The sequence below is a fragment of the Deltaproteobacteria bacterium genome (genome assembly GCA_026388415.1).
In the GTDB taxonomy this organism is placed as follows: domain Bacteria; phylum Desulfobacterota; class Syntrophia; order Syntrophales; family JACQWR01; genus JAPLJV01.
The window spans coordinates 1-26,144 of sequence record JAPLJV010000057.1 but is presented as its reverse complement, the minus strand read 5'-3'; the positions used below and the strand labels follow the sequence as shown (position 1 = coordinate 26,144).

General features: G+C 54.4%; 21 protein-coding genes and 1 pseudogene. 17 read left to right on the top strand and 5 right to left on the bottom strand.

Going from position 1 to position 26,144, the window contains the following annotated elements:
- Positions 1-448: 448 nt before the first annotated feature.
- The 3 genes from NT140_11750 (at position 449) to NT140_11740 (ending at position 5,016) form a co-directional block, all read left to right on the top strand.
- The gene (locus NT140_11750) at positions 449-1,525 is read left to right on the top strand and encodes a mannose-1-phosphate guanylyltransferase (protein ID MCX5832536.1); all 1,077 of its coding nucleotides are present in this window, start codon (positions 449-451) and stop codon (positions 1,523-1,525) included.
- Between the two features lie 120 nt (positions 1,526-1,645).
- The gene (gene ettA / locus NT140_11745; protein MCX5832535.1) at positions 1,646-3,331 is read left to right on the top strand and encodes an energy-dependent translational throttle protein EttA; all 1,686 of its coding nucleotides are present in this window, start codon (positions 1,646-1,648) and stop codon (positions 3,329-3,331) included.
- A gap of 89 nt (positions 3,332-3,420) precedes the next feature.
- Positions 3,421-5,016 (top strand): peptide chain release factor 3, encoded by a 1,596-nt coding sequence (locus NT140_11740; GenBank protein MCX5832534.1) that lies wholly within the window; start codon positions 3,421-3,423, stop codon positions 5,014-5,016.
- Between the two features lie 106 nt (positions 5,017-5,122).
- On the opposite strand, the gene pdxT is transcribed toward NT140_11740, so the two are convergent.
- The 5 genes from pdxT to NT140_11715 form a co-directional block, all read right to left on the bottom strand.
- Positions 5,123-5,776: a pyridoxal 5'-phosphate synthase glutaminase subunit PdxT gene (gene pdxT / locus NT140_11735; GenBank protein ID MCX5832533.1), complete on the bottom strand. Its 654-nt coding sequence runs from the start codon at positions 5,774-5,776 to the stop codon at positions 5,123-5,125.
- A 6-nt stretch (positions 5,777-5,782) separates the two neighbouring features.
- Positions 5,783-6,664 (bottom strand): pyridoxal 5'-phosphate synthase lyase subunit PdxS, encoded by an 882-nt coding sequence (gene pdxS, locus NT140_11730; GenBank protein ID MCX5832532.1) that lies wholly within the window; start codon positions 6,662-6,664, stop codon positions 5,783-5,785.
- Between the two features lie 105 nt (positions 6,665-6,769).
- Entirely contained in the window at positions 6,770-7,549 is a 780-nt protein-coding gene (gene hisF / locus NT140_11725) for an imidazole glycerol phosphate synthase subunit HisF (GenBank protein MCX5832531.1), read from the bottom strand.
- Positions 7,539-8,198, bottom strand: coding sequence for an imidazole glycerol phosphate synthase subunit HisH (gene hisH, locus NT140_11720; GenBank protein ID MCX5832530.1), 660 nt, complete (start codon positions 8,196-8,198; stop codon positions 7,539-7,541). Before hisH ends, hisF begins: the two co-directional genes overlap by 11 nt.
- A gap of 24 nt (positions 8,199-8,222) precedes the next feature.
- Positions 8,223-9,170: a TIGR01212 family radical SAM protein gene (locus NT140_11715; protein MCX5832529.1), complete on the bottom strand. Its 948-nt coding sequence runs from the start codon at positions 9,168-9,170 to the stop codon at positions 8,223-8,225.
- Positions 9,171-9,298: 128 nt separating this feature from the next.
- On the opposite strand from NT140_11715, the gene NT140_11710 reads away from it, so the two are divergent.
- From NT140_11710 to NT140_11645, 14 genes and pseudogenes are all read left to right on the top strand, one after another.
- On the top strand, positions 9,299-9,967 hold the full coding sequence (locus NT140_11710) for a transposase (GenBank protein ID MCX5832528.1): 669 nt from the start codon (positions 9,299-9,301) through the stop codon (positions 9,965-9,967).
- Positions 9,960-11,882: a tRNA uridine-5-carboxymethylaminomethyl(34) synthesis enzyme MnmG gene (mnmG, locus tag NT140_11705; protein MCX5832527.1), complete on the top strand. Its 1,923-nt coding sequence runs from the start codon at positions 9,960-9,962 to the stop codon at positions 11,880-11,882. Before NT140_11710 ends, mnmG begins: the two co-directional genes overlap by 8 nt.
- An 84-nt stretch (positions 11,883-11,966) precedes the next feature.
- The gene (locus NT140_11700; GenBank protein MCX5832526.1) at positions 11,967-12,272 is read left to right on the top strand and encodes a hypothetical protein; all 306 of its coding nucleotides are present in this window, start codon (positions 11,967-11,969) and stop codon (positions 12,270-12,272) included.
- 2 nt (positions 12,273-12,274) lie between these two features.
- The gene (locus NT140_11695; GenBank protein MCX5832525.1) at positions 12,275-13,975 is read left to right on the top strand and encodes an FAD-binding protein; all 1,701 of its coding nucleotides are present in this window, start codon (positions 12,275-12,277) and stop codon (positions 13,973-13,975) included.
- Positions 13,972-14,721 carry a succinate dehydrogenase iron-sulfur subunit gene (sdhB, locus tag NT140_11690; GenBank protein MCX5832524.1) on the top strand — a complete coding sequence of 250 codons (750 nt, stop codon included), beginning with the start codon at positions 13,972-13,974 and terminating at the stop codon, positions 14,719-14,721. The genes NT140_11695 and sdhB overlap by 4 nt, the downstream gene beginning before the upstream one ends.
- Positions 14,711-15,181: a ubiquinol-cytochrome c reductase iron-sulfur subunit gene (locus tag NT140_11685; GenBank protein MCX5832523.1), complete on the top strand. Its 471-nt coding sequence runs from the start codon at positions 14,711-14,713 to the stop codon at positions 15,179-15,181. The genes sdhB and NT140_11685 overlap by 11 nt, the downstream gene beginning before the upstream one ends.
- Positions 15,162-16,226 (top strand): cytochrome bc complex cytochrome b subunit, encoded by a 1,065-nt coding sequence (locus NT140_11680; GenBank protein ID MCX5832522.1) that lies wholly within the window; start codon positions 15,162-15,164, stop codon positions 16,224-16,226. The genes NT140_11685 and NT140_11680 overlap by 20 nt, the downstream gene beginning before the upstream one ends.
- Before the next feature lie 211 nt (positions 16,227-16,437).
- Complete coding sequence (locus NT140_11675) at positions 16,438-16,692, top strand: hypothetical protein (protein MCX5832521.1); 255 nt, start codon at positions 16,438-16,440, stop codon at positions 16,690-16,692.
- A gap of 14 nt (positions 16,693-16,706) precedes the next feature.
- A complete protein-coding gene (locus NT140_11670) occupies positions 16,707-17,711 on the top strand; it encodes an RNA ligase (ATP) (GenBank protein ID MCX5832520.1) in 1,005 nt (334 codons plus the stop codon).
- A gap of 695 nt (positions 17,712-18,406) precedes the next feature.
- Positions 18,407-18,652, top strand: coding sequence for a CDGSH iron-sulfur domain-containing protein (locus tag NT140_11665; GenBank protein MCX5832519.1), 246 nt, complete (start codon positions 18,407-18,409; stop codon positions 18,650-18,652).
- A 53-nt stretch (positions 18,653-18,705) separates the two neighbouring features.
- Positions 18,706-21,777 (top strand): annotated as a pseudogene (locus NT140_11660) (molybdopterin-dependent oxidoreductase).
- A complete protein-coding gene (locus NT140_11655; protein MCX5832518.1) occupies positions 21,777-22,469 on the top strand; it encodes a 4Fe-4S dicluster domain-containing protein in 693 nt (230 codons plus the stop codon). The pseudogene NT140_11660 and the gene NT140_11655 overlap by 1 nt, the downstream one beginning before the upstream one ends.
- A gap of 114 nt (positions 22,470-22,583) precedes the next feature.
- Positions 22,584-23,018 (top strand): hypothetical protein, encoded by a 435-nt coding sequence (locus NT140_11650; GenBank protein ID MCX5832517.1) that lies wholly within the window; start codon positions 22,584-22,586, stop codon positions 23,016-23,018.
- Positions 23,019-23,108: 90 nt separating this feature from the next.
- Positions 23,109-25,925, top strand: a complete 2,817-nt coding sequence (locus tag NT140_11645; protein MCX5832516.1) for a cation-translocating P-type ATPase — start codon at positions 23,109-23,111, stop codon at positions 25,923-25,925.
- Positions 25,926-26,144: the final 219 nt, after the last annotated feature.

The window sequence follows — 26,144 nt, the reverse complement described above, 5'->3', positions numbered from 1 at the left end:
GAGGTGCGCCCATCAATATGGGCTATTTGCGAAAATACGGGTAAATAATAACCAGTCACCCTCTCTGAAGTGAGAACGGCAGAAAAACAGCAAGGGAATCGTGATAACCCTCGTAACAATGCTCATTTTGCAAGAGGCTCGCGCTTATCCCGTTTATCGGGGTTAGCAAGTTGGTTGTTTAGACCTACCAGAAGAGAAGTAATGTTGCGAGCCCAATTTTGCCTGCGGATTTGTCAGAGTGAATTTGTGCAGGGTTTCGTAAATGGCCGGTACGGTTTGTATGCGGATCAAAACTGTATTTGAACTTGATATTTGAGGAGAATTGTTGCACAAAGAGCTCACCATGAAAGACTTGATAATCATCTCCAGATGGCTGCTGTTCATCGCCTATGCGCTGGTCATTTGCTGAAAAATAGGGGCTCTGTCCCTGATTAAAGGAGCTGAGAACATGTATATTGTAATCCTGGCCGGGGGGGCCGGCGCCCGTTTTTGGCCGCTTTCGCGCCGGCAGCGTCCAAAGCAGCTTATGTCGGTCTTTGGAGGCAAGTCTATGCTGCAACGGACCGTGGAACGGGTTCTCCCGCTGCGGCCCGAGCGCATTTTGGTCGTCACCAATGCCCGGCAATCGGAAGAGACGGCCCGGCAGCTCGAGTATCTGTCCGCTGTGCCGATCGCCATTATTGCCGAGCCCGTGGGGCGCAACACGGCGCCGGCTATCGGGTTGGCGGCGGCGGTCATCGCCCGGCACGACCCCGCGGCGGTCATGATGGTGCTGCCTGCCGATCATTACATCGTTGATGAAGAGCGCTTCCGGGCCACGCTGCTGCGGGCGCAGGAGGCAGCGAAGCAGGGATCGCTGGTGACGCTGGGGATCAGGCCGGACCGGCCGGAAACCGGCTACGGCTATATCGAAGTTGGCCAAAGCCAGGGCGACGAAGGCCCCTGGCCCGTTAAACGCTTTGTGGAAAAGCCTTCTCTCGCCAAGGCGCTGGAGTTTCTGTCGGCCCGTAATTTTTACTGGAACAGCGGCATGTTTGTCTGGCAGGTGCGGGTTATCCTGGCGGAGATCGAGAAACACATGCCGGCGCTCCACGCCGGTCTTATGAAGCTTGAGTTTTCTGCCGGTGATTGGAATCTGGCCGACCTGTCGGCCCAGATCGCCGGTCTTTACCGTGCAATCGAGAGCCAGTCCATTGACTATGGGGTAATGGAGAAGGCGGCGCAGGGAGCGGTCATTCCTGCCGACTTCGGCTGGAGCGACGTGGGCAGTTGGCGGGCGCTTCCCGAGATTATTGCGCCGGACGGAGATGGCCACGTGGTCATCAATGCCCCGGAAGGCATTAATATCGCTTCCCGCGATTGCCTTGTCTATGGCGGTGGCAAGCTGGTTGCCCTCGTGGGGGTGGCGAATCTGATCATCGTGAACACCGAAGACGCCCTTTTGGTCTGTGCCGAAGATCGGGCGCAGGAGGTAAAGCAAGTGGTGAAGGAACTGGATCGGCGCGGGTTGACGGCGTACTTATAAAGGGAAAATCTCCCCTAACCCTTCTTTGTCAAAGAGGGGAATATTTACTTCCCCCTTTAGCAAAGGGGGATTCAGGGGGATTTGAAATGCAGGTAAACATCAAGGAGGTTCAACGGTTTTATGGCCAATGAAGGCAACAAGATTATCTACACCATGATGGGGGTCAGCAAGTATTACGACAAGAGAACCGTCCTCAAGGATATTTCCCTTTCCTACTTTTACGGGGCGAAGATCGGGGTGCTGGGCACCAACGGTTCCGGCAAGAGTTCGCTTTTGCGCATTCTGGCCGGCGTAGATACGGACTTTGCGGGGAAGAACATGCCCTCGCCCGGTTATTCCATCGGCTTTCTGGAGCAGGAACCGCATCTTGATGACACCAGGACCGTGCGCCAGATAGTTGAAGAAGGGGTGCAGAAGACCGTGGATCTGCTGCAGGAGTATAACGATATCAGCGAGAAATTCGCCGAGCCAATGTCGGACGATGAGATGAACAAACTGATCGAACGCCAGGGCGTCGTCCAGGAGCAGTTAGACGCGCTTGATGCCTGGGATCTGGATTCCCGACTCGAGATGGCGATGGATGCGCTGCGCTGTCCGCCGGGCGATGTCCCCGTGAAGGTTCTTTCGGGCGGGGAAAGGCGCCGCGTGGCCCTTTGCCGGCTGCTTTTGATCAAGCCGGACATACTGCTGCTCGACGAACCGACAAACCATCTGGACGCCGAATCCGTGGCCTGGCTGGAGCATCATCTGCAGCGCTATGCCGGCACCATCATTGCCGTCACGCATGATCGCTACTTTCTGGACAATGTGGCTGAGTGGATACTGGAGCTGGACCGCGGGCAGGGCATACCCTGGAAGGGCAATTATTCTTCCTGGCTCGATCAGAAGCAGAATCGGCTGCGCGTCGAGGAGAAAAGCGAAACGGAGCGCCAGCGCACACTGCAGCGGGAGCTCGAGTGGATCAGGATGAGCCCCAAGGGGCGGCACGCCAAGGCCAAGGCGCGCATCAATTCCTATGAAAACCTCTTGAGCCAGGAAAGCGAAAAGCGTGGTAAGGAACTGGAGATATACATTCCACCCGGGCCGCGTCTCGGCAAGATGGTCATCGAAGTCAACCATGTGAGCAAGGCCTACGGCGAGAATCTGCTTGTCGAGGACATGACCTTTGCACTGCCGCCCGGAGGGATCGTGGGCGTCATCGGACCCAACGGGGCCGGCAAGACGACGCTGTTCCGGATGATTACCGGACATGAAAAGCCCGATAGCGGCGAAATTATGATTGGCGAGACCGTCAAGCTCGGCTATGTGGATCAGAGCCGTGATGTCCTGGACCCCGGGAAATCAATCTGGGAGGTAATCTCCGAAGGACGGGAAACCATCCAGTTGGGCAGCCGGGAGGTGAATTCCCGCGCCTACGTGGCGCGCTTCAATTTTGCGGGGACGGACCAGCAGAAAAAGGTCGGCCAACTGTCGGGCGGCGAGCGCAACCGGGTCCATCTGGCGCGCATCCTGAAAGAAGGCGCCAATGTGCTCCTGATTGATGAGCCGACGAATGACCTGGACGTGAATGCCATGCGGGCCCTCGAGGATGCGCTCGAGAATTTTGCCGGCTGTGCGGTTGTGATCAGCCACGACCGCTGGTTCCTCGACAGAATTGTCACCCATATCCTGGCCTTTGAAGGGGACAGCAAGGTCTGCTGGTTTGACGGCAACTACAGTGAATACGAGGCCGACCGCCGGGCCAGACTCGGCGCGGCGTCGGACCAGCCGCACCGCATCAAGTACCGGCATCTGACGCGAATTTAATGGTTGGGTAATTTGGGGACACCATACTAAATTCATAGAATTTAGTATGGTGTCCCCAAATTACCACAAATTACCAGAGAGGAATTGATTTGGACGCCAATATTAAGAAGGAAATAGACCGCCGGCGCACGTTCGGCATCATCAGCCATCCCGATGCCGGCAAGACGACGTTGACGGAAAAGCTGCTTTTGTTTGGCGGGGCGATTCAGATGGCCGGAGCCGTCAAGGCGCGCCGGGCGGCGCGGCATACCACGAGCGACTGGATGGCCATGGAACGGGAGCGGGGCATTTCCGTATCTTCTTCCGTCATGACTTTCGGGTATCGCGGTTATGAAATAAATCTGCTCGATACGCCCGGACACGAGGATTTCTCTGAAGACACCTATCGCGTGTTGACAGCGGTGGACAGCGCCCTGATGGTCATTGACAGCGGCAAGGGCGTGGAAACCCAAACGAGAAAACTCATGGAGGTCTGCCGCCTGCGCAATACCCCCATCATGACTTTTATCAACAAGCTGGACCGTGACGGCCTGCCGCCACTGGACCTGCTTTCCGACATCGAGGATACGCTCCAGATCGAGTGCGTCCCCATGACCTGGCCGATCGGGATGGGCAAGTATTTCAAGGGCATCTACGATCTCTACCGGCAGCAGTTGCACCTCTTTTCTCCCACTCACAGCGGCCGGATCAAGGAGGGCATCCTGATCACGGACCTCCATGACCCGCGTCTCGACGAACTGCTGGAGAGCCAGGCCGACGAGCTCCGGAGCGATGTTGCCCTGCTCGACGGCGCGGCCAGTCCGTTCAGCAGCGAGGAATATCTGAAGGGTAACCAGACTCCCGTGTTCTTCGGCAGCGCCGTCAATAATTTCGGTGTCCGGGAGATGCTGGATGCCTTTGTGGAACTGGCGCCTTCGCCGATCGTCCGGCCCACGACCACGCGGGACGTTTCTCCCTATGAAGAGGAATTTTCCGGCTTCGTCTTCAAGATCCAGGCGAATATGGACCCGGCCCACCGGGACCGTATTGCCTTCCTGCGGGTCTGTTCGGGCCGGTTTTCACCGGGGATAAAGGTCCGGCATCACCGGATCGGCAAAGACATCCAGCTCAATAACGCCATTATCTTCATGGCCCAGGAACGCGCCCATGCCGAGGAGGCCTATCCGGGCGACATTATCGGCCTCCACAACCACGGCACCATCAAGATCGCCGACACCTTTACGGAAAAGGAGCCGCTCAAGTTTACGGGCATCCCGAACTTCGCCCCGGAATATTTCCGCCGGGTCCGTCTGAACAATCCCCTGAAGGCCAAACAGTTGGAAAAAGGACTGATGCAGTTGGCCGAGGAAGGGGCGGTGCAGCTCTTCCGCCCGCTCGCCAGCAGTTATTTCATCCTGGGCGCTGTGGGCGAGTTGCAGTTCGAAGTGATCATGGCGAGACTTCTTGCCGAGTATAACGTGGAGGCTTCCTATGAAGTGGTCAATCTGTCCACGGTGCGCTGGATTACTGGCCCCGACCGGATGCAGCTCAAGGAGTTCGAGAAGGCCATGAAGGATCACCTGGCCGGCGATGCCGAGGGGAACCTGGCCTATCTGGCGGCCAACGAATGGCGCCTGGCGGATACCATGAAGCAATGGCCGAAGCTCACCTTCAGCAAGACCATGGAGCACGGAGATTACGCCTGAACTGTGTGAGACAAATCCCCCCTGCCCCCCTTTACTAAAGGAGGGATGCTGATTTCTTACTTTTCCCCCTTTGTAAAAGGGGGATTAAGGGGGATTTAAAAAATGGCTATCCGGCAATGCGAGCCAGGCGTGTCCAACTCCTGTTGTCCCAGTTTCGATCCTGGTCAGGCGCCCGGCTTTCATCATAGGGTTCCAGTCCGCATTTACGGGCGAAATACCGGTGCCAGGCCAAGCATCCCGTCAGTTCCGGGTGGAAAACCGTGACTAATACGCCAGCGCTTTCCGCGGCGGCGGTAAACTCTCCCATAGTAAGCAAAACCTGCACACCGGGGCCGATTTGGGTGATCTTGGGGGCGCGGATAAAAGTGAGGGGCAAAAGCCCCGGAGCGACCGCCGGGACCAGGGCTTCGCAGGCAAAACTTTCAAGCTGGCTGCCGAAGCCGTTCCGCTCCAGTTCGATGTCTATAAGTGCCAGATGCGCTGCCGCTCCGACAACCGTGCGGGCCAGCAGGATCGCCCCGGCGCAGGTCCCCCAGATCTTCATGCCCCGGCGGAACTCCCGCGTGATGATTTCGTCTAAAGAAAAGATGCGCAGCAGGCGGGAAAGACACGTACTTTCGCCGCCCGGAATGATGAGCCCGGCCAGATCCTCGAAATCGGCCTCCTCTTTAACAGGCCGGGCATTGATGCCCAGCCGTTCCAGATGATCCAGGTGTTCGACCACCCCGCCCTGCAGATTGAGCACGCCTAAGGATTTCACAAAACCTTACCAGCCCCTCCCGGCCAGCAACTGTTGTTCCGGGATGGCGGATATTTCGAGCCCCGGCATGGCGGTGCCCAGACCCATCGAAGCTTCCAGCACCTTCGCCGGATCGTTGAAATAGGCAGTGGCCTTGACGATGGCCCGGGCGCGCAGGGCAGGGCTGTCGGATTTGAAGATGCCCGAGCCGACAAAGACGCCATCGCAGCCCAATTGCATCATCAGCGCGGCATCGGCGGGTGTGGCAATACCGCCGGCGGCGAAATTGACGACGGGCAGGCGGCCGAGCTCGCGCACTTGCAGGGCAAGTTCGTAAGGAATGCCGTTGGCCTTGGCAAAACCCGTGACTTCCTCGACGGGCATCTGGGCAAGCTGGCGGATTTCGCGGTTTATGGCGCGCATGTGGCGGACGGCCTCAACCACGTTACCCGTGCCGGCCTCGCCTTTAGTGCGGATCATGGCGGCGCCTTCGGCGATGCGGCGCAGGGCCTCACCCAGATTACGGGCGCCGCAGACGAAGGGGATGGCAAACCTGGTCTTGTCTATATGGCATTCTTCATCGGCCGGGGTCAAAACTTCGCTTTCGTCAATGTAATCAATTTTCAAGGCCTCCAGGAGCTGGGCCTCCACAAAGTGGCCGATCCGGGCCTTGGCCATGACGGGCACCGTGACGGCCTTTTTTATATCTGCAATCATGCCCGGGTCGGACATCCGGGCCACGCCGCCGTCCCGCCGGATATCGGAAGGCACACGCTCCAGGGCCATGACGGCTACCGCCCCCGCCTCTTCGGCAATCTTTGCCTGCTCCACATTGGTCACATCCATAATGACGCCGCCTTTCAGCATCTGCGCCAACTGAACATTCAACTCATATCGCTTCTTGTCCACTGTATTTCCCCCTCTGCTTCCATCAAAGTTAGTGCGTGTTACACTTGTTCGGCGGACAGTATATATGCTTCAACCTTAATAATCAAGCAGGGTAAATTCATCCTGCTACCAGAGATGTCTGATTTTTACTCCGCTCTCGGCCAGATAATTTTTTATCTCGGTAATTGTATAGGTCCGGTAATGGACCATGGAGGCGATCAGGGCAGCATCGGCCCGGCCCCTAGTCAGGACGTCCACCAGGTGTTCCGGCTTGCCCGCGCCACCGGAGGCGATCACGGGGATGCCTACGCTTCCGGAGATCAGGGAGGTAAGGGTTATTTCGTAGCCGTCCTGGGTGCCGTCAGCGTCAATGGAATTGAGGCAGATCTCGCCCGCCCCAAGCCTTTCCGCTTCCTGCGCCCACCACAGGGCGTCAATCCCCGTGTATTTCCGGCCGCCGTGGATGACGATCTCGTAGCCTGACGGCGTCCGGGTGGAAGGCTGCACCTGCTTGACATCCATACCCAACACGATGCACTGATTGCCAAAGGCCCTGGCGCCCTCGCTGATTATAGACGGATTTTCCACGGCTGCCGAATTGACGCTCACTTTTTCGGCGCCGGCCAGGATGACCCGGCGCATATCGTCAACCGTCCGGATGCCGCCGCCTACGGAGAAGGGGATGAAAATCCTTTCCGCCACACGCCGGACCACGTCAATCATGATGTCCCGACCCTCGGCAGAGGCTGTGATGTCGTAAAAAACGATCTCATCGGCGCCCTGTTCGTAATACTGCTCGGCCACCGCTACGGGATTGCCGATGTCCACATTGCCCTGGAATTTTATGCCCTTGGTCAGCTTGCCGTTCCGTACATCGAGGCACGGGATGATCCGTTTACTCAGCATCGCGGCCTCTCCAGCGGCAGAAATTAGCCAGTATTTGCAGCCCCGGCCGACCGCTTTTTTCGGGGTGGAACTGGACGGCCACGAGGTTTTTGCGGGCCACGGCGGAACAGAATGTGAAACCGTATTCCGTTTGGCCGATGATCCAATTATCACCTGCTCCATCCGTCCCTGAGGTCGTCACCGGGTCCGGATAGTAGGAATGGACGAAGTAGAACTCGGCGCCGGGAGGAATATCGCGGAAAACGGGGTGCTGCCGCGTGAAATGCACCTGGTTCCAACCCATATGGGGGATCTTGAACGGACGGCCATCGGCGTCGGCAAGATCCGGGAAACGCTTCACCGTGCCGGGCACGATGCCGAGACAGGTAGTATCGTTTTCCTCGCTGGCGGAAAAAATAACTTGGGTTCCCAAGCAGATTCCGAGGATGGGGATGCCGTCCACTACCCAGGTTTTGAGCCAGTGATCCAGCTTCCGCTCGCGGAGATTGGCCATGGCTTCTCCGGCCGCCCCGACTCCCGGGAAGATGATGTGGCTGCACGATGCCAGGATTGCCGGATCGTCGGTGATTTGACAGTCTTCGCCGAGGTAACGCAAGGCCCGCGCCACGCTGGTCAGATTTCCCGCCCGATAATCAACAATGCCGATCATCAAATATACCTCAGTCCCCCTTTTCTAAAGGGGGAGCTTTTTATATTTACTCCCCTGAAAAGTATCCCTTATTTCCAACTCCCTGTCAATGGCGTTCAAAACCTCCATCTTGTTTGCGGCCCAGGCGGGGGCCAGGAAAATATCGCGGTAACCGTCGGCGGTGAGCCGCTGGATGACCATCTCGGGGGGAAGGACTTCCAGAATATCGCAGACGGTCTCAACATATTCCTCTTTCTCCAGCATGACAAGCTTTCCCGCCGCATACATTTTGCCCATAGCCGTCCCCTGCAAGGCGAGCAGGAGGTGAATCTTGATGCCATCAATCGTCAGGTCGGCAAGAGCTTTAGCCGTCGTAAGCGCCTCCTCTCGGCTCTCACCGGGCAACCCGACGATGATGTGGGCGCAGATATGGATGCCACGGCCAGCAGTCCTGGTGACGGCGTCGAGAAACTGGGCGTAGTTGTGACCGCGGTTGATGAGGGTGAGCGTCCGGTCATGGACGGACTGGAGGCCGAATTCCAACCAGACATGACGGTCGCTGGCGTATCCCTGCAAGAGTTCCAGCACATCATCGCCGACGCAATCGGGCCGCGTGCCGATGGAAAGACCGATGACATCTTCCTGGGCCAGGGCTTCGTCGTAGAGAGCTTTCAGTTGGTCGCAGGAAGCATAGGTGTTGGTGAATGTCTGGAAATAGGCGATAAATTTTGCGGCCTGACGATGCTTCCGATAGTAGGTCTGGCCGCGCCGGATCTGTTCACTGACAGAAGGGAGGGAACCCTCCTGGCGCAACCGGGAACCCCGGTCGTCGCAATAGATGCAGCCGCCGGTCGCTATGGACCCGTCCCGGTTCGGACAGGTAAAACCGGCGTCAATCGGCAACTTATAAACCTTGACGCCGAAGCGGTTCCGCCAGTAACTCTTCAGGTCGTAATACCGTTTGCTGTTGTTCCAGAATGCCGGTTTGCTCAAAAGCATCTCCTTAGTTTCGGGGACACCATACTAAATTATCAACACACTGTTGTCAATAATATATGACAATTTCGGGGACACCATACTAAATTATTGACACTTTGCTATTAATCAGGTAAATATCAGCCATGGCAAGAATAGCACGTATTATCGCAGCCGGCGTTCCCCACCATATTACCCAGCGCGGCAACCGCCGCATGCAGACCTTTTTCTGTGATCAGGATTATCAGGAGTATATAAATTTGCTGGCGCAGTGGTGCCGTAGGTGCAATGTGGCAGTATGGGCCTATTGTCTCATGCCTAATCATGTCCATATCATAGCTGTTCCTGATAATGACAGTGGCCTGCGGCAAGCCATAGGCGAAGCCCATCGTCGCTACACCTGCATGATTAATGTCCGGGAAGGATGGCAAGGTCACTTGTGGCAGGGGCGATTTGCCTCTTTCCCTATGGATGAGCGACATTTGCTGGCCGCCGTTCATTATGTTGAGATGAATCCTGTGCGTGCGAGGCTTGCTGCCGATCCCCTATCTTGGCGGTGGAGCAGTGCTTTAGCCCACGTAAGCGGGGAGGATGACGCTCTGGTTATTGTTTCGCCCTTGCTTGACATGGTTGGAGACTGGCGTGAATTTCTTGCGACTGAATATGGCAAAGAGGAGTTAGAGGAAGTGCGTTGCAAAGAGAAGACAGGCAGACCTTTGGGAGAGGACGCGTTCGTTTCTAAAATTGAGCAACTCCTGGGCAGGTCATTGCACATGCAAAAACGGGGACCAAAGGGGAAAAAGCACAGTGAATAATTTAGTATGGTGTCCCCTAAATTATCTAAATTATGATGTGATTGTGGTGGGCGGGGGGCATGCAGGGTGCGAGGCGGCGTTGGCGGCGGCGCGGATGGGCTGCGAGACGCTGCTGTGCAACATCAACCTGGACGCCATCGCCTTGATGCCCTGCAATCCCGCCATCGGCGGCCTGGCCAAGGGTCAGTTGGTCAAGGAGATTGACGCTTTGGGCGGCGAGATGGGCAAGTTGGCCGACCAGACGGCCACGCACTTCCGGGTACTGAACGCCTCCAAAGGGCCGGCGGTCCAGTCTTCCCGAGCCCAATGCGACAAGCAGCTCTATCGCCTGGCCATGAAGAGGACGCTGGAAAAGCAAGCCCATCTCCATATCAGACAGGCTCTCGTAGAGCGCCTCGTGGTCGAGGATGGAGCGGTCGCGGGCGTCACCGACCAGACGGGCTTTTTCTACGGCGCGAAGAAGGTGATTGTTACGACGGGCACCTTCCTGAATGGCCTGATCCATATCGGCCCGGTCAGCTATCCGGCAGGCCGGGCCGGAGAGATTGCCTCCATCTCACTCGCCGACTCCCTGCGTGGATTGGGATTCGAGATGGGGCGCATGAAAACCGGGACGCCGCCGCGCCTGCGGGCCTCGACGATAGACTTTTCCTGTCTGGAACGCCAGGACAGCGATCTTAACCCGACGCCCTTTTCCTTTACCACGACCCAGCTCCCCGCCGAGCGCCGTCCCTCCTATTTCGGGGCGACGACGGCCCAGACGCATCGCCTGATTACGGCCAACATCGCCTTCTCCCCGCTCTATTCCGGGGCGATCAAGGGGATCGGCGCCCGCTATTGTCCCTCGCTCGAGGACAAGGTTATGCGTTTTGCCGACCGCGGCAGGCACCCCGTGGTTCTGGAATTTGAGGGGCTCGAGACGGAGGAGATTTATGCCAAGGGTCTCGGGAACAGCCTGCCGCTTACAATTCAGGAGCAGGTCGTCCATAGCGTGGCCGGTCTCGAGCAGGCCGAGATCATGCGCCCCGCCTACGCCATCGAATATGATTTCGTCCAGCCGACGCAACTGAAGCTCACCCTGGAGACGAAGCCGGTGGCGGGCCTGTATCTTGCCGGCCAAATCAACGGCACCTCTGGCTATGAAGAGGCCGCCGCGCAGGGCCTCTGGGCCGGCATCAATGCGGCGCTGGCCGTACAGGGGAGGGCACCGTTCACCCTGGATCGCTCGGAGGCCTATCTGGGGGTTTTGATGGACGATCTCGTCACCAAAGGGGTGGACGAACCGTACCGGATGTTTACCTCCCGCGCCGAGTACCGCCTGCTGCTCCGGGAGGATAACGCCGCCCTGCGTCTTATGGGCAAGGGCTGGGAGCTGGGGCTTATCGGCAGCGAACACTATGAAAAGATGCGGGAGCAATTGCGCCGGATTGAGTCGGGCACCCGGCAACTGGAGGAAGCGAAGGTTTACCCCGTGGCGGACATCAACAATATCCTGACCGCGATGGGCTCCCTGCCGATCAAGAATCCCGTCAGCCTTTATCAGCTCCTGAAGCGCCACGAGATTGGCTACGATGACCTGCAAGCCCTGCCGGGCTGGGAGGCGATCCCCGATCCCGTGGTGAAGAAAGAGATCGAGATCGAAGCCCGCTACGACGGCTACATCAAGCGGCAGCTCGAAGCCGTGCAGCGGATGAAGGACATGGAAGGCAGGAAGATCCCTGCGGATATTGATTATACATTGATTGCCGGTCTTTCCAACGAGCTGAAGGGGAAGCTGTGCCGGATCCAGCCCGTCACGATCGGCCAGGCGGAGCGCATTACCGGCATGACACAGGCGGCACTGACCGCCATTATGATCGCCATGAAAAAACGGGAACTGGAGCGCGCGGCGCAACAGGCCCAAATTTCCTGTTGACATACCCATCTGCTTGCAATATGTATAGCGCCATCGTAACGGATCATAAGTTCAGGCAACAACTTAAGAATATGAGGCTTCCCAATGTTTATCTGGCTTTTTCACAGGATCAGCGGCGCTTCCCTTATCATCCTCATCGGCATAAAAATCTTTACCAGCTACTTCCTGTTCACCAAAGACAAGAAACCGGACTGGGCGCTCAGTCTGCACCGCCATCCGGTCCTCGATGTCTTAATCCTCGTTCTTTTCGTCTTCCACAGCATCTACGGTTTACGCACCATCGTAATTGACCTGGGATATAGAAAAGAAAAACAGTTGTTCATACTTTCCAATGTTGTGGCGACGATTATTGCAGCAGTGCTGATTTTCTTCTACTTCAGGATGATATAGCTATGCTCCAGCATGATGTTATCATTGTCGGCGGCGGGTTGGCGGGTTTACGGGCCGCCGTTGACCTCTGCGGCCGCTACAATGTGGGCCTCTTCAGCAAAGTCCATCCGCTTCGGTCACATTCCATTGCCGCGCAGGGCGGCATCAATGCTTCCTTGGGCAATCATCCCGAAGGCAAGGACGACACCGCGGAAAAGCATACCTTTGACACGATAAAGGGCAGCGATTACTTAGCCGACCAGCCGGCAGTAGAACTCATGTGCCGGGAAGCGCCGGCAATTGTCTATGAGATGGAACACTGGGGCTGTCCCTTCAGCAGATTTCCCGACGGTTCCATTGCCCAACGCCCTTTCGGGGGAGCCGGATATCCCCGCACCTGCTATTCAACGGATTTGACAGGTCACGTGCTGCTGAACACCCTCTACGAAAGGGCCATATCCTTAGGGGTGACGATTTACGAAGAATGGTATGCGCTGGCGCTGGCAGCAGATGAGGGGCAATGTCACGGCATTATCGCCCTGGATTTCAAAAAAGGCGCTGTCGTGCCCGTGAGCGCCCCGGCCACCCTGTTTGCCACGGGCGGATATGGCCGGGTCTTCCAGCATTCCACCAATGCCCTGATCAACTATGGCAGCGGCATCGGCATCGCCTATAAGGCTGGCGTACCGGTCAAGGATATGGAATGCGTGCAGTTCCATCCCACCGGGCTCATCGGCAATCATATCCTGATTACCGAAGCCGCGCGCGGAGAAGGAGGCTGGCTCACTAATAACAAGGGTGAGCGCTTCATGGAGCGCTATGCCCCCAAAGCTATGGAGCTTGCCCCGCGGGATATCGTGTCCCGGTGCATACGCACGGAAATAGAAGAGGGCCGGGGCCTGGACCACCCTTTGGGCAAGTATGTCAACCTCGACCTGCGGCACCTCGGCGAGGAAAAAATCCAGAAAAAACTCCCCGGCATCAGAAGCATCTGCAAGGATTTTGCGGGCATTGATCCCGTGCAGGAACCGATTCCCGTCATGCCCTGCCAGCACTACTCCATGGGGGGCATAGATACCAATGAACGCTGTGAAACACTGCTGCCCGGCTTTTATGCAGCGGGGGAGTGCGGCTGCGTGAGCGTGCATGGGGCCAACAGGCTGGGCGGCAATTCCCTGCTCGATACGCTTGTCTTTGGAAAAGTGGCGGCCCAGGCCATGGGCGAATACCTGGGAAGCAAGCACGGCACCAGTAATCAAGCGCTGCTGGCAGAGTCCGGAAAAAATTGGGAACGGAAGATTCAGGGAATGAACCGGGGCAACGAGAGACCCGCGCACCTGCTGGCAAGATTAGGTCGCACGATGAGTGAGAATGTGGGAATTTTCCGGGAAAAGCAAAAATTGCAGCAGGCCCTGGAGGATCTTGCCGCCCTTAAGGAACAGTACGGCCGGGTTTTTGTAACCTCGCCGCACCGACACCTGAATTATGAGCTCATGAAGGCCATTGATCTTGAATATATGCTCGATGTGGCCAACGCCATTGTGCTGGGCGCATTACGCCGCGAGGAAAGCCGGGGCGCTCATTTCCGGCGCGACTTCCCCACAAGAAACGACCAGGAGTGGCTGAAGCATACCCTGGTCACTCTGGGCAAGGACGGCAATCCCCTCATCTCCTACCGGGAGGTGGCGATCACGAACTATCAGCCCAAGGAGAGGACATATTGATTAAGGACGCTGGCTACACCTTTCAGATCCTTCGGTATGACAGCATGGCGCCCGAAACACAGCCCTGCTTTGCCACCTATCGTGTTCAGGCCTTGCCGGGTTTGACGGTGCTTTCGGCCCTCTTGACCATCCGGGACGAGCTGGATGGAAGTCTGGGATTGCGTTGCTCCTGCCGTTCCGCCGTCTGCGGTTCCTGCGCCATGGTGATGAACGGCACGATCGGGCTCGCCTGCCGCACCCAGGTGGCGACCTTGGGATCAGACAGTATCATTCTGGAACCCTTGCCGAATTTTGAGGTCTTGAAAGACCTGGTCGTGGATATGACCCCCTTCTGGACGATGTATAAAAAGGTGCAACCCTGGCTGATGAGAAAAAGCCCCGCCCCCAAGACCGAGGTCCACCAGACGGAAGAGGACAGAAACCGCATTGATCAGTTCATAAACTGCATTATGTGCGCCTCCTGTTACGGCGCCTGCGCAGTTCTGGCCCGCGATCCCGACTATCTCGGGCCGGCGGCCCTGGCCAAGCTGGAACGTTTTATCCTTGATTCCCGCGATGAAAGGCCCCTGAGCGCCCTGGAAGCCGTCAATTCCGAGCGGGGAGTCTGGGGTTGCGATACCCTCTTCAAATGCATAGAGGCCTGTCCCAAAGAGGTCCGGCCGACGGACGCCATCGTGGGCCTGAGAAAAACCCTTTTGCAGTATAAATTCAAGAAGTTCCTGGGGGTGATAAAAGATGAAGCTTGAATGCTCCCTCGTCACCAGACGGACTTTTGTCAACACCCTGTTGGGAGGATGGCTGCTGACCGCTCTCTCGGGAGGCATATTTGCCCTGTTGCGCTTTGCCTTCCCCACCCTGGGCAAAGAGCCGGATTTTGTCATCCTCAAACCGGAGGATTACCTCAATATCCCGGCCAACTCGACGAAAGCCTTTGCTTGGGGGGGAAAGTTGGGGCTTTTTTTCCGGAAAACCGACGGGAACCTGATGGCCCTAAAGGGTGTGTGCAGCCACATGGAATGCAACATTGTTTATAAACCGGAGGAGCGGAAGTTTTACTGTTCCTGCCATAAGGGCTGGTTTGACGAAAACGGGAAGAACATCCAGGGCCCACCCCCTAAACCACTGGAAATATTTGTCTATACAGTGGAAGGGGATAAACTTATTGTGGCCAGAAAGGGAGTTAAGGTTGAACTGCCCAAGGCTTAAAGACTGGTTTGCCGAACGGTACGATATCGCGCCGCTCAAGAAATTGGCCAAGGAAAAGCTGGTGCCCGTACACGGGCATGATCTCTGGTATTACACGGGCGGAGTGGTTTTGTTTCTCTTTGCCCTCCAGTTTATCACGGGAATGCTCCTGTCATTTTACTATGTACCTCATGCCGAACATGCCCACAATAGTATCATTGAAATTGTCACCAAATTGAATATGGGGTGGTTCTTTCGTTCCCTGCACCACTGGGGGTCGCAGTTGGCAATCTTCTTCCTTTTTGTGCATCTTTTTGCCACGCTGCTCTTCAAATCATATCGCAAGCCGAGGGAGTTATTATGGTATTCCGGATTCATCCTTTTGGTAACGGCCATCTTCTTCGGCCTCAGCGGTTATCTGCTCCTCTGGGATGAGCGCGCCTTCGCGGCCGTCCGGGTAGCCACCGGGGGGGCAGGTGCATTTCCCATCGTCGGTGATTTCATCAAGGCCTTCCTGAGAGGCGGCTTTGATGTTACAGGTGAGACCCTAACCCGCTTTTATGCCTTTCATGTGGCCATCCTGCCCCTTTTCACCATCTTTTTAATGGGGTTGCATGTTGTTATCGTGCAGATTCACGGAATGAGCACCCCGCTTTCGTTGAAGGATAAAAATGTACCGCAGGTACCCTTTTTCCCCAATATTCTCTATCGGGACATCATCGTTTGGCTCGTTGTCCTGGGCCTGACGGTGACCATCGCCACACTGCTGCCTCCCGAAATCGGTCAGAAGGCGGACCCGCTGGCCGCCCCGCCCGAAAATGTCAAGCCGGAATGGTACTTCCTGTTTCTTTTCCAGACCCTGAAGTTTTTCCCGGGCGAGATCCTGGGGTTAAACGGTGAAACAATTGCCATCATGTTGATATCTGCGGGAATATTAATTTTCTTCCTTATTCCGCTCTTGGACAGGAAGTCCAGCCGGGGCGAAAAAAGCCCCCTTTTTACCGTGATAGGTTACGGCTACCTGGCCTATTTTCTGATCATGACGGCGATCGGTTATTTTAGTTAGAAAGAGATAATTGCATAAGTGGCAATAAGTCCCCTCCCCCCTTGCGGGGGAGGGTTAGGGTGGGGGGAGGTTGTCATGAAATCAGCATGTTGCAGCTTCACCCACCCCCCCCTCCCTCCCGTCACCAACAGTAGGTGCTTTAGGCAAGGGAGGAGGAACTTATTCGGAAGAGCTTTGCATCTACATCGTAAGTCAGAAGTGAGGAGCTGATATGGCGCTGGTTGTTTATCTTACTTTTCTTATTTTGTTTTTTATCTCCCCGCTCTGGGCCGAGGAGACCAAGAAGGCCATCGAGGTCTTTCCCTCCACCCCCTACTATCAGTTCATCATTTTTGAGAACCTCGCGATCTTCTGGATTGCCATTATCGGTCTCATTGTCATTCTCCGGATGAAACTCAGGGAAATTGAGCAAAGGCAAAAACTGGGGTTGGACAGAGAGGAAAATGATGCGCCCCGGCCGGATTAATGTCGGGTAAATCTATGAGAAAACTGGCGACAATTCGTAAGGCTGACGAGATACGGCCGATCGAGGGAGCCGATGCGATTGAGCTGGCGGTCTTCGGCGGCTGGCAGGTCGTGGTGAGCAAGGCACAGGAGATCAGGCCGGGGATGCCTGTTGTTTATTGCGAGATAGATTCGGTCTTTCCCGAACAGCCCCAGTACGAATTTTTGCGGCAGGATAAGTTTCGCCTGCGGACCAAAAAGTTTCGCGGCGCGGTGTCACAGGGGATTGTCTTCAAGATTGATGAAGTGCTGCCGTCTGGAGAATATGCCGCTGGCGACGAGGTGACCGAGATTCTCGGCATCACCCTTTACGAACCGCCGATCCAGGCATCCATCGCCGGTGAGATAGCCGGCGCCTACCCGGGCACGGTGCCGAAAACCGATGAGGAGCGGGTGCAAAACCTGGATCTGGCCGATTTTGCCGGCATCTATTTCTTCGTCACGGAGAAGGTTGACGGCACATCGAGCTCGTTTATCCTCGATGAGGCAGGCTTCCATGTCTGCGGCAGGAACTGGGAGTTTCAAGATACCCCCGAGCAGACCTTCTGGAAACTTGCCCGACAATATGACATTGAGGCTAAACTGCGCGCTTACCATGCCCGGACGGGCAGTTATCTCGCCCTGCAGGGTGAGGTTCTCGGCTACGGCATCCAGTCGAATGTCTACGCGCTGAAAGGGCAGGACATCTTCATCTTCAACATCTTCGACCTCACGCGGCAACGTTATCTTGCGGCCCCGGCCTACCGCGCCCTGCTCGCCGGGTTCGGCCTCAAAGGCGTGCCCGTTGTTGCGGAGCGCTTTTCCATAGACAGCTTCGATCACGCAAAACTCCTCGCCTATGCTGAGGGCAAATCCCTTCTCAATCCGCAGACGGAACGCGAGGGGGTAGTCTTCCGCTCTGTTGACGAGACGCAATCCAATCAGGGCAAGATATCGTTCAAGGCAATATCCAACAAGTACCTCCTGAAACACGGCGGGTGAGGATCAGCGGCGGATGAAAACAGGGAACACTGTCGTCAGTTCATTAAGCACATCATGCAGTTAACCTCTGCCGGAGCTCCGGCAGAAAATAAAAGAAGCTTATGAATCCCCCATGGCTTTGTCCATATTCGATGTTGGTGATTTGTTGAGATAGAAAACCAGGGAGCATATTGAAAGAAAATAAATGATGCTGTTTTCTCGGCTATCATGATAAAGGATAATCACGGCGGGTTTTTTCTTTTTACCGGAGACAAATTTTTTGTATGGAGCAGGCAGGTGCGCTGAAGTGAGGGCTTCTTCCTGCTATCAATAGAAATGAGATTTGGGAAGATATTAAAGCTTTCAAGTGGTTATAAATACAATATTCTCTTGACTTCTCACATCATTAGGGCCACATTAAAGCATAATTGAATAAGGCATTGTCAATTGGTTAACAGCTAATTTGAACCCTCTTTAGAAGGGGGATGCCATGAAGAGATTATTGAAACCCTGCTTCTGAAAAAACGGCGGGGTTTTGTGTTTTTTAAAAGTTGAATAGGGCAAAACAGGTTTTCTTAACGGAGCGCAATTTAATTACAAGGAGCCGAAACAACACTGAAAGGAGGATCCTAATAAAAAAGATTGTGTCAGGGAATGCCTTTTTGTGAATCAATGAATAGTCCGTTTTAGTCATAAATAATAACAAAGAAGGAGCAATGATCATGGAACCAAAAATCGCAAAAAAGGGACCTTTCGTTATGGATATGAATCCGGGTACATATCATTGGTGCAGCTGTGGTGAGTCCGCAGCTCAGCCGTTTTGCGACGGCTCCCACCAGCGCCTCAATACCGGCATGACACCCATGGAAATTGAAATTAAGGAACCAAAAAAGGTCGCCTGGTGCGGCTGTAAACGCACAGGAAAGCAGCCGTTCTGTGATGGGACACATAATAAACTATAGAAGAGAACAGAAAGTGGGTTCATTATCCAATGCCAGCCAGTATTAAGGATTCCCGAATCAAGGATGCCAAAGCCACAGCCAGCGTCTGTCCGTTCTGCTCTGTCGGCTGTGCCACGATCATCTATACGATTGACGGAGACATCGTACACGTCGAAGGAGATCGTCAAAGTCCCCATACCGAAGGCGCTCTGTGTCCCAAAGGTGCAGGGATCTATCAGCTCCATAAGAATCCGAACCGCGCAACGAAAGTGCTCCATCGGAAACCGGGAGCTGCGGAGTGGGAGGAAGTGAGCCTCGATTGGGCGATGGATCGCCTGGCTGAACTGACAAAAAAGACGCGTGATGAGACATTCATCGAACGCCTCTCTGATGGCACCATTGTCAATCACACAACCGCCATATTTGCTTTGGGTGGAGCTACTCTGGACAACGAGTGGAATCACTTGCAGCAGAAGCTGATGAGAGGCTTGGGAGTTGTAGCAATTGAGAATCAGGCCCGTATCTGACACAGCGCAAGCGTCCCCGGTCTGGGGGCAAGGCTCGGCAGAGGTGCGGCAACCCTCTATCCGCGCAACCTTGAGTATTCAGACTGCATTGTCATACAGGGCTCCAACATGGCCGAGTGTCACCCTGTTGCATTTCGCTGGGCCATGAAAGCAAAACTGCAAGGGGCAAAGCTCATCCATGTTGATCCCCGCTACACCAGAACGAGTGCAATGGTCCATATTCATGCGCCCATTCGTGCAGGTTCAGACATTGCGTTTCTCGGCGGCCTCATTAATTATGTGATCAACGATGAGAAGTGGAACACGGACCCGTTCTTTCGGCAGTATCTTGTCAACTACACCAACGCCGCGACAATCGTGCAGGAGGACTTTAGAGATACAGAAGACTCAGACGATGGCGTCTTCTCCGGTCTCATGCAATATTCAGGGGGGAAAGAAGAATGGCCTTTCAACGGTATTCGCTACCAGTACAATACTTCAAGTTGGCGCTATGCAAAAAGTGGCGACGGAGCACAGAAGAAAGAGCCACAGAGAAATGATGCACCCTTCACCGAACTGATCCGCTCGCTAAAATTGCCTCCATCGCCCCGCGACGAGACCCTGGAAGATCCGCGAACTGTTTTCCGGATTTTGAAACGTCACTTCCGCCGCTACACACCGGAGATGGTGGAAAAGGTCACCGGTTGTCCTAAAGATACCTTCCTTGAAGTTGCCCGGACTGTGCTTGAAAATTCGGGGCGCGACCGTACAACAGCGTGGGTATATGCCGTCGGCTGGACTCAGCACACGTACGGCGTACAGATCATCGGCTGCTGTGCCCTGTTGCAGCTTCTCCTGGGAAACGTAGGTCGCCCTGGCGGTGGTATAATGGCGCTCCGCGGCCATGCGTCTATTCAGGGATCAACGGACAACCCAACACTGTATCACAGCATCCATGGCTACATGACGGCGCCCTCCGCACTCAAAAACCACAGCTCTCTGCGCGCTTATCTTGAAACCGAGGCCAGTCCGACAGGCTATTGGGCTAACATGCCAAAGTTCATGGTCTCCTACCTGAAGTCCATGTACGGGGATAAGGCAGTGTCGGATAACGATTTTGGCTACACCTGGCACCCAAAGATCATCGGAGACCACTCCCACATGCCGATGTTCGTTGCCATGGCAGAGGGACGCGTCAAGGGAATGCTCTGCATCGGTCAGAATCCAGCAACCTCACTCAATGCCAGCCTGGAGAGGAAAGGGCTCCGCAAACTTCAATGGCTGGTCGTGAAGGACAATTTTATTACAGAAACGGCTTCCTTCTGGTACAGGGCTCCTGAAATTGTCAGAGGAGATATCAAGCCGGAAGAGATCGCCACGGAAGTTTTTTTCTTCCCGTCAGCCGGGGTAGCGGAAATGGAGGGCAGCTATACGAACACCCAACGTATGTTGCAGTGGCACTCCAGAGCTGCGGCGCCCCCGGGCGATTGCCGTTCGGATCTCTGGTTTACCTATCAACTGGGACTTCGACTTAAGAAGATGTATGCGAACAGCGACCTTTCTCGTGATCAGGGAATCAACAACCTTGTCTGGAACTATGAACCGGACGAGAGCCCGTTGATTCCAGGTGAACCAGATGCTGAAAAGGTCCTCAAAGAGATCAATGGGTTTTATAGCAACGACAGCCGCCGCCATCTGGATGGATTTGACAAACTGAAGGATGACGGCTCTACGACGTGTGCTTCATGGATCTACTGCGGCGTCTTTCCTGTGCCAGACCGGAATCTTGCGAAACGTCGGGAGCCAGACCCTCCTGACATGATAGGTTCCCATCAGAACTGGGGATGGGCATGGCCGGCCAACAGACGTGTCCTATACAACCGGGCCTCAGCTGACCTGGATGGAATGCCATGGAGTGAGCGAAAAAAATGGATCTGGTGGGACAGGGATAATAGAAAGTGGACCGGTTACGACACCCCTGATTTCCCGGTCGGCAAGGATCCCGGCACAGCAGGAGATCCCGATGGGATCGGCCTCGATGCACATTCCGGCAGACATCCCTTCATCATGAAGCCGGACGGGGTAGGATGGCTCTTCACTCCGAGCGGTCTCGTGGACGGTCCAATGCCGACGCACTACGAGCCAGCCGAGTCACCAGTGGCGAACCTGTTCTATAGGCAGCAGAGCAGCCCCGTCATGAAGTATTGGCAGAGGGATGACAATACGCTTGCTCAGGTTGGCGATGGGCGCTACCCTTACGTGATCACGACATACCGACTTACAGAGCACTTTCTTTCCGGATCCATGAGCCGCTGGAACTCGTGGTCTACTGAGCTCATGCCCGAACTCTTTATCGAACTCAGCCCTGAACTTGCGGAAGAAAAAGGAATACGCAACACAGAGTGGGTCCGCATAAGCACCCCCCGTGGCCAAATCAGGGCGAGAGCGCTGGTAACGAGGCGTATCAGACCCTTCCAGATAGGCGGGAAAATGGTGCACCATGTGGGTATGCCCTGGCATTGGGGCTGGCAAGGGATTGTTACAGGTGATGCTGTGAATGAGCTTACCTCCATGGTTGGCGATCCGAACGTAAGTATTCACGAGGCCAAGGCCTTTGTGTGTAATGTGGAGAAGGACTGATGCCGGAGCGTATGGGATTCTTCACAGACACAACCGTCTGCATCGGCTGTAAAGCCTGCGAAGTCGCTTGCAAGGCCTGGAACCGGCTGCCGGCTGCCGAAGGGGGCGCCACCCGGATGACCGGCGACAGCTACGACAACACGGGTCATCTTGATGCCATACACTGGCGACACGTCAAATTTATTGAACAGTTCAATCAAGATCGCTCCGAGGCAAGGTGGCTCATGGCGAGTGATCATTGCAAACACTGTGTGCACGCAGCCTGTATTGAGGCATGCCCGACAGGGGCCATTATCCGGACGGAGTTCGATACGGTGGTGGTTCAGCCGGATGTATGCCAGGGAATTGGCCTGTGTACTGATGCGTGCCCTTTCGGGGTCATTACCGTTGATCCCTCGGTTAATATCGCCCGGAAATGTACCTTGTGCTACGACCGCATTTCAAACGGCATGGAACCGGCCTGCTCCCAGACCTGTCCGACCGACGCGATTCGGTTCGGACCGATCAATGAACTTATCCGCATTGCCGAGGCGCGTTTAAAACAGTTGCATGAAAAGGGCGAGGCACGGGCCTGCTTATACGGCATGGATGAGAAAATCATGGATGGTCTCAATTCCTTCTACTTGCTTGTTGATCGGCCGGAAGTCTATGGATTGCCCAACAACCTGAGTTTCTCAAGAACAACCAAATAATGATGCACTTGCCCCCTCCTGCCATGAGAGGACCATTCGAAAATACGAATGAATATTTGAATCAGCGTAAACAGATATTCCAGGACCGCAGGGTTTTTAAGAAAGGAGCAAAGAATGATATTACCAGAGTACGTAACAGCGAAGGAGGTTGCAAGGGTTTGTGCTGAGATTGGGTTGGACGACTGGTCAAAACGGACTGAGGCGGTCGTTTCGACACAAGAGGCTTCTAAAATCCTCGCCATAGTCAATACTGAGGGTATGCATATACCTCTCGAAGGTTTCCGCATGGGGTTGGAGGTAGAACTGGAGCACGGGACGAGATTTAAAGATGCCAATATCACAAACAACCATCCCATCCTGACCGGAAAGATCGTTCTGGCCCATCTCAAGGAAACCATGGACTACTACAGGAGAATCGATGTGGCCGAACTGGAAGGCGATCTGCTGAAAGCGGTTCTGTCCAGTAATGTGATTAAAATAACATCCAAGTACAAAAAGCTTATTGAGGCGCAAAAAGCCTTAAATGAAGCCGTTGCAGACCAGTTGTGACGCAGCCAACAGTTTAAAGTTATAGTAGAATATGTGTACATTTCAACTTTCCAGCGCTATTTTCATATCTAATTAGCAAGGAGTCCACATATGTCGGCTCAAGAATGTCACTGTAGAAGCGTTGAAAGTATTAGTAATGAACTTGAGACTCATATCGAAAATGGGCTGACACACGAACAGGCCAAGGAGCGGCTGCAAAAGTATGGGCACAATGAGCTGAAGGAGAAACCTCGCCCTGGATTTCTCTCAATGCTCTTGGCTCAGTTCAATAATTTTCTGGTCATTATCTTAATTGTAGCTGCTGTTGTTTCACTCCTTTTGGGGGAGTATGTTGATGCTATCGCCATCATGGTCATTGTTGTCCTTAATGCTGTTGTTGGAGTCGTCCAAGAGTCGAAGGCGGAAGCAGCTTTAGCGGCCCTGAAAAAGATGGCAGCGCCGAACGCGCAAGTAATTCGCGATGGACACCAGATCACCATTGCATCGCGGGAGTTGGTACCAGGAGACATCGTTCTTGTTGAAGCCGGAAACTATGTTCCAGCAGATTTGCGCTTGGTAGAGAGCATCAATCTAAAAGTCGAGGAGGCTTCACTCACGGGGGAATCGGTACCGGTGGACAAGGTCGCAAACGTGGTCCTGGACAAAGACATTCCGATTGGGGACCGACGAAACTCCGCTTTCATGTCCACGCTGGTGACTTACGGACGAGGCAAAGGTCTGGTCACTTCCACAGGTATGCATACGCAGATAGGCTTCATTGCGGAGATGCTCCAATCTTACGAGGAAGAAGCAACACCGCTCCAGATAAAGCTCGACCAGTTAGCAAAAACGCTCGGCATACTTTGCCTGGCAACTTGCGGCATTATTTTCATCTATGGCCTCATCCGGGGCACAAACTTCAGCATCATCCTCAATGAAGGTTTGCTGGCCTACTTCATAGCTGAAAAGAAAGACATTGTTGAACTTTTCATGACTGCCGTAAGTCTGGCGATCGCGGCGGTTCCCGAAGGATTACCTGCCGTCGTAACGATTTGTTTAGCTTTGGGCATGCAGCGGATGATCCGGCGCCATGCTTTAATCCGCAAGCTTCCCGCTGTCGAAACCCTCGGCTGCACTACAGTCATCTGTTCTGATAAAACCGGCACTTTAACCCAGAACGAGATGACGGTTGTGCAGGGATGGGTAAGTGGTAAAAGGTTCAAGGTGACCGGCGAGGGCTATAGTCCCAAGGGGCAATTCTTCGTTGAGGGACAACTTATTAATCCAAATGAGGACCCCAGTATCTCTTTCCTCATGCATGGAGGCATGCTTTGCAATGATGCCAAAATTGAGGAAAGCGGTGAGGAAAAAGGAGAAGAAACCTGGCGTATGATTGGAGACCCGACTGAGGGGGCTATCGTGGTCATAGCTGCCAAAAGCGGGCTCTGGCGCAATGAATTGGAAAAAATTATTCCCCGCATCCAGGAGATACCGTTTGATTCTGAGCGGAAGCGAATGACGACTATTCATGAGTTGCAGCGTACTCCCACTTTTAGTTTCGACTGCCCCCCCACCGTAGCATTTGTAAAGGGGGCGCCAGATATTATCCTGGATCTCTGCGACAACATCGTCGAGAACGGGAAAACTATTCCCCTTACATCTGAAAAGCGGAAAGCGGTCTTAGCTAACAACCAGGATATGGCCCGTCAAGCATTACGCGTCTTGGGGGTCGCTTACCGATCAATGGATGGATTGCTGGACCAGTGCAATTCTGATGTTGTGGAAAAAAATCTTACCTTCGTGGGGCTTTTGGGAATGATAGATCCGGCCAGGCCCGAGGTAAAAGAGGCCGTAAAGATTGCTCAGAAAGCAGGTCTAAAGAGTGTCATGGTTACCGGTGATTACAAGGACACCGCCGAAGCCATTGCCAAAGAGATAGGTATCATGGTTCCGGGTGGAAAAGTACTAAGCGGAGCAGAAATAGAGAAGATGAATGAAGAAGAACTCGCAAATATCATTGATCAGGTGAATGTCTGTTGTCGCGTTTCCCCAGCTCATAAAACAAAGATCGTTGATGCTTTCAAAGCTAGAGGTCATGTCGTTGCCATGACGGGAGATGGAGTTAACGACGCTCCAGCCTTGAAACGCGCTAATATTGGTGTGGCCATGGGAATTACTGGAACGGACGTCACTAAAGAAACGGCAGATATGGTGCTTACAGATGATAATTTCGCCAGCATAGTCTCCGCCATCGAGGAGGGAAGGGTCATCTATGCAAATATCCGCAAGTTTGTTTTTTACCTTATTTCCTGTAACGTCGGCGAGATTTTGATTATCTTTCTGGCAATGCTCTTTGGTTGGCCCGTGCCTTTGCGGCCCGTTCAACTTTTAATGCTTAACCTGGTAACCGATGGTGCTCCGGCACTGGCTTTGGGTATGGAAAAGGGCGATCCGGATATTATGCAACGGCCTCCCCGCCCCACCAAAGAACCGGTTATTAACTTGGAGATGCGTATTGGTGTAGCAGTACAGGCCTTTGTGATGACGGCCGCTGTGCTCTTGGCGTACTACTTTGCCTTTAAGATGTATCCGCAAGACTTACCGCGCGCCCAAACCATCGCCTTTGTGAGCCTCTGCATGTCCGAGCTACTGCGAGCCTTCACGACCAGGTCAGAATACCACAGCCTCTTTACTATTGGCGTATTCTCAAACAAGTGGATGCTATGGGCGGATGGCGGCTCTTTTATGATCGTTCTGACTGCTGTTTACGTGCCATTCCTCAATCCCTTCTTTGACACGGTTCCACTGAGCCTGGGCGACTGGATCTTTATGACCCCCTTCATGTTCATGGCCTCGATAGCTGCTGAAATCACCAAGGTTTTCATCAGAAGTAAGATGCATGCCAGGGTAGCCATTGCGCCGGTATGACGATCTATTTTCAAACGGACAGGAGGCGGGGAAGAATTGACGAAAACAATGGCTGCGGCCTTATTTGACGGTCGGCTTCGCTATGTTATACTAAGTTGCATTCATACATAAACTAATATATAATATCCTCCATAAAAAACTATGGAGGGAGATATGCGACCACCGACATTATTAAGCGATGACCAGAAGGAGCGATTAGAGCATCTATTGTCAAAGACA

Bases quoted from the DNA above. Each gene is read 5' to 3' on its own strand.
- NT140_11750 (MCX5832536.1), top strand. From the start codon at position 449: ATGTATATTGTAATCCTGGCCGGGGGGGCCGGCGCCCGTTTTTGGCCG.
- ettA (MCX5832535.1), top strand. From the start codon at position 1,646: ATGGCCAATGAAGGCAACAAGATTATCTACACCATGATGGGGGTCAGC.
- hisF (MCX5832531.1), bottom strand. From the start codon at position 7,549: ATGCTGAGTAAACGGATCATCCCGTGCCTCGATGTACGGAACGGCAAG.
- hisH (MCX5832530.1), bottom strand. From the start codon at position 8,198: ATGATCGGCATTGTTGATTATCGGGCGGGAAATCTGACCAGCGTGGCG.
- NT140_11710 (MCX5832528.1), top strand. From the start codon at position 9,299: ATGGCAAGAATAGCACGTATTATCGCAGCCGGCGTTCCCCACCATATT.
- NT140_11700 (MCX5832526.1), top strand. From the start codon at position 11,967: ATGTTTATCTGGCTTTTTCACAGGATCAGCGGCGCTTCCCTTATCATC.
- NT140_11695 (MCX5832525.1), top strand. From the start codon at position 12,275: ATGCTCCAGCATGATGTTATCATTGTCGGCGGCGGGTTGGCGGGTTTA.
- NT140_11685 (MCX5832523.1), top strand. From the start codon at position 14,711: ATGAAGCTTGAATGCTCCCTCGTCACCAGACGGACTTTTGTCAACACC.
- NT140_11675 (MCX5832521.1), top strand. From the start codon at position 16,438: ATGGCGCTGGTTGTTTATCTTACTTTTCTTATTTTGTTTTTTATCTCC.
- NT140_11670 (MCX5832520.1), top strand. From the start codon at position 16,707: ATGAGAAAACTGGCGACAATTCGTAAGGCTGACGAGATACGGCCGATC.
- NT140_11665 (MCX5832519.1), top strand. From the start codon at position 18,407: ATGATCATGGAACCAAAAATCGCAAAAAAGGGACCTTTCGTTATGGAT.
- NT140_11655 (MCX5832518.1), top strand. From the start codon at position 21,777: ATGCCGGAGCGTATGGGATTCTTCACAGACACAACCGTCTGCATCGGC.
- NT140_11650 (MCX5832517.1), top strand. From the start codon at position 22,584: ATGATATTACCAGAGTACGTAACAGCGAAGGAGGTTGCAAGGGTTTGT.
- NT140_11645 (MCX5832516.1), top strand. From the start codon at position 23,109: ATGTCGGCTCAAGAATGTCACTGTAGAAGCGTTGAAAGTATTAGTAAT.